This window comes from Rhizobacter sp. P2_H2 (assembly GCF_056403375.1).
The window spans coordinates 1-2,951 of sequence record NZ_JBFUFP010000698.1; the positions used below are offsets into that span (position 1 = coordinate 1).

A 2,951-nucleotide genomic window follows, 5' to 3' on the forward strand; every position below is an offset into this window, starting at 1 on the left:
GCCGTCCTCGATCAGCARGAACTGCGGCATCCAGCCGGTCTCGGCGACCGCGCTGGCCGAGGCATGCAGCGCCGCCAGGTACTCATGGCGCATGAACGGCGCGGCCGACGGCTGCGCATCGAGCAGCGCGTTCCACTGCGCGGCGTCGATCTCGCCGGGGTCGCCGACGACCCGGATGACATAATCTTTGGAGCTCTTTTCCGCAGGCATATTCGCTGGTCTATGGCATCAAACACGAGGGTTCGCGTCGCGCTGGCGCAGATCAACGCCACGGTCGGCGACCTGGCCGGCAACGTACGCCAGATCATCGAGAGCGCCCGACGCGCACACGCGCAGGGGGCGAGGGTGGTGCTGACGCCGGAGCTGGCCCTGTGCGGCTACCCACCCGAAGACCTGCTGCTGCGGCCGGCATTCATGCAGGCCTGTGCGCATGCCCTGGCCGAGTGCGCCGCGGCGCTGGCGCCGCTCGAAGGTCTGCATGTGGTGGTCGGGCATCCGCATCAATGGGGTGAGCACGGCGATGTTAGGTCGAAGTCGCAGGCCGTGCAGCAGCGCTTCAATGCGGCCTCGGTGCTGACCGGGGGACGCGTCGTCGCCACGTATTGCAAGCGCGAGCTGCCCAACTACCAGGTGTTCGACGAACGCCGCTATTTCGCATCGGGCCGCGATGCCGGGCTCGAGCCGGTGGTGTTCGAGGTCGACGGCTTGCGCTTCGGGATCAACATCTGCGAGGACGCCTGGTTCGAYGAGCCGGCGCAGCGGGCGAAGGCCGCCGGTGCCGACGTGCTGTGCGTGCTGAACGCGTCGCCGTTCCACCTCGGCAAGCTCGAGGAGCGCGAGGCGCGCATGGCGGCGCTGGTGCGCGCCACCGGCATGCCGCTGCTGTATTCGCACCTGAGCGGCGGGCAGGACGAGGTGGTGTTCGACGGCGCGTCGTTCGCGCTCGATGCGCAGGGCCGCGTCGCGGCACGTGCGCCGATGTTCGAGGAGGCGCTCACGCTGGTGGATTTCGAGGCCGGCCGGCCGACCGGCGCGATCGCGCCGGTGCCCACGCTGGAGGCACAGGCCTGGGCCGCGCTCGTCACCGGCGTGCGCGACTACGTCGGCAAGAACGGATTCCCGGGCGTGCTGATCGGGCTCAGCGGCGGCATCGATTCGGCGCTGGTGCTGGCGGTCGCCGTCGATGCGCTCGGTGCCGACAAGGTGCGCGCGGTGATGATGCCGTCGCCGTACACCGCCGACATCTCGTGGATCGACGCGCGCGACATGGCCGAGCGGCTGTCGGTGCGCTATGACGAGATCTCGATCGTGCCGATGTTCGAGGCGTTCCGCGCCAGCCTTGCCACCGAGTTCGCCGGCCGCGCCGAGGATGCGACCGAGGAGAACATCCAGGCGCGCGTGCGCGGCACGCTGCTGATGGCCTTGTCGAACAAGTTCGGCTCGATCGTGCTGACCACCGGCAACAAGAGCGAGATGGCGACCGGCTACTGCACGCTGTACGGCGACATGGCGGGCGGCTTCGCGGTGATCAAGGATGTCGCGAAGACGCTGGTCTACCGCCTCGCGAACTGGAAGAACGCACAGGGCCGCGAGGTGATTCCCCAGCGCATCATCACGCGGCCGCCGTCGGCCGAACTGCGCCCCGACCAGAAGGATCAGGACAGCCTGCCGCCCTACGAGGTGCTCGACGCGATCCTGCAGCGCTACATGGAAGACGACCAGGGCATCGAGCAGATCGTCGCGGCCGGCTTCGATGCGGCCGACGTCGAGCGGGTCACGCGGCTCATCAAGATCAACGAGTACAAGCGCCGCCAGTCGCCGGTGGGCATCCGCATCACCCATCGGGCGTTCGGGCGTGATTGGCGATACCCCATCACATCGAGGTTCCGCGCTTAAACTATGTCGATTCCATCCCTCCGGAGACCGACATGAAACAGATCACCGCGATCGTGAAGCCATTCAAGCTCGAGGAAGTCCGCGAAGCCTTGGCCGATGTCGGCGTGACCGGCCTGACGGTGACCGAGGTCAAGGGTTTCGGCCGCCAGAAGGGGCACACCGAGCTGTACCGGGGCGCCGAGTACGTCGTCGACTTCCTGCCGAAGGTGAAGGTGGAGGTCGTGGTCAAGGATGGCGATGTCGACCGCTGCATCGATGCGATCGTCAAGGCCGCCAAGACCGGCAAGATCGGCGACGGCAAGATCTTCGTGACGGCCGTCGAGCAGGTGGTGCGCATCCGCACCGGCGAGACGGACGAAGCGGCGGTCTGAACCCCCGCTGCACCAAGACAGGGCCCGCCGCGTGCGGGCCTTCTTCATGGCGGGGTCAGATCGCGGTGTAGTCGTCCGGCTGGTGCGCGCCGCCGGCCAGCGTGGCCAGGCGGTCCAGCAGCGTGGGCGCATCGTCCGACACCTGCAGCAGGTCCATCTGCGCCGTCGACAGGAAGCCGCGCTCCACCGTCTTGCCCAGGAAAGCCAGCAGGTCGTCGTAGTAGCCGGCCGTGTTGAGCAGGCCGATCGGCTGGTCGTGGTAGCCGAGCTGGCGCCAGGTCCAGACCTCGAACAGCTCCTCGAAGGTGCCGATGCCGCCCGGCAAGGCGAGGAAGGCGTCGGCGCGCTCGGCCATCATCTGCTTGCGTTGGTGCATCGTGTCGACCACGTGCAGCTCGGTCAGCCCGGCGTGGCCCAGCTCGCGCGACATCAGCGCATGCGGGATCACGCCGACCGCCGTGCCGCCGGCAGCCAGCGTTGCCTCGGCCACCACGCCCATCAGCCCGGCGCGGCCGCCGCCGTACACCAGGCGCCAGCCGCGCTCGCCGATCAGCGTGCCGACGCGGCGGGCCGCAGCCTCGTACGCGGGGTCGTTGCCGGTGCGCGATCCGCAGTAGACGCAGACCGAGAACGGTGTCGCGGGGGAGGTCGGGGTCGGGCTCATGGCATGAAGCGGTGCCACAG

4 protein-coding genes are annotated in these 2,951 nt (G+C 68.6%); 2 read left to right on the plus strand and 2 right to left on the minus strand.

The genetic code is table 11. From position 1 onward, the window contains the following. Positions 1-210: peptidogalycan biosysnthesis protein (locus AC1D15_RS24855; protein WP_477828077.1), on the minus strand; the 210-nt coding region annotated here is incomplete at its 3' end. Positions 211-222: 12 nt separating this feature from the next. Between AC1D15_RS24855 and AC1D15_RS24860 the strand changes: the two genes are divergently transcribed. Further along, complete coding sequence (locus AC1D15_RS24860; RefSeq protein WP_477828078.1) at positions 223-1,896, plus strand: NAD+ synthase; 1,674 nt, start codon at positions 223-225, stop codon at positions 1,894-1,896. 32 nt (positions 1,897-1,928) lie between these two features. Continuing rightward, a complete protein-coding gene (locus AC1D15_RS24865; protein ID WP_047511820.1) occupies positions 1,929-2,267 on the plus strand; it encodes a P-II family nitrogen regulator in 339 nt (112 codons plus the stop codon). 55 nt (positions 2,268-2,322) lie between these two features. On the opposite strand, the gene AC1D15_RS24870 is transcribed toward AC1D15_RS24865, so the two are convergent. After that, positions 2,323-2,931: an LOG family protein gene (locus AC1D15_RS24870; protein WP_477828079.1), complete on the minus strand. Its 609-nt coding sequence runs from the start codon at positions 2,929-2,931 to the stop codon at positions 2,323-2,325. Positions 2,932-2,951 lie beyond the last annotated feature (20 nt).

Coding starts and splice junctions, on each gene's coding strand:
- AC1D15_RS24865 (WP_047511820.1), top strand. CDS start 1,929: ATGAAACAGATCACCGCGATCGTGAAGCCATTCAAGCTCGAGGAAGTC.
- AC1D15_RS24870 (WP_477828079.1), bottom strand. CDS start 2,931: ATGAGCCCGACCCCGACCTCCCCCGCGACACCGTTCTCGGTCTGCGTC.